Annotated in this window: 1 pseudogene; it reads right to left on the bottom strand. The window is 51.6% G+C overall.

Annotation, left to right across the window (positions count from 1 at the left end):
* Window positions 1-655: pseudogene (locus ACJHYR_RS28095) on the bottom strand (exonuclease); the annotation flags it as partial.

Below are 655 nucleotides of genomic sequence, written 5' to 3'. Positions count from 1 at the left end.
ACGCTGCGGCATTGGGGCAGAGGAACGACCGCAGGCAATATCCACGATTTCCGGATCAGGGTTGGCATGATCGGTTTCGGTCAGCACTTTATTCAGGTATTCGGTGACGCGCTGGGGCATAGCCTCTATACCAACCGGTGCTTCTTTCACGGAGGCAACCACGATGGCGCGGGAATAATCCATCCCGCCTGGCATGTTCAGAAAAGCCTTAAGGAAGACGGAGAAACAGGGATCATTTTCTGCGATAATTTCGTTAACACGTCTGGTATGTGAAGGATGCATGTTGTAAATATCCACATCCATCGAACGAGCCAGTTTTCCTGTAGCAACATCGAATGCCATTGACGCATTATCATGCACAAAACCTTCGCCGCGATCGGTAAGGATACCGCCGCCAGCGTTAGCGCCGGATGGTGTGCGACTGATGCGAGAAACACGATTTCCTTTCATCCACTCTTTTGTAAGCAGACCACGATCAGTGTAGTCAGCGTCCAGGTATGCTTCGATGAAGGAGGTCATCAGTCCCAGGTCTGAATTTACGGGAGCGGGAAAAACTTTGTCAGTGTCCCGCACCAGTTTGTACAAATCCCGAATCTCCAGCGGTTCGAGTTGCGCTGCTTTATTTGAGATGGCCAGCGCGGTAACGGCGGGAAGT

The sequence above is a fragment of the Escherichia sp. WS1450 genome, assembly GCF_046487395.1.
Lineage (GTDB): Bacteria > Pseudomonadota > Gammaproteobacteria > Enterobacterales > Enterobacteriaceae > Escherichia > Escherichia coli.
This window is presented reverse-complemented; position numbering and strand designations above follow the sequence as displayed.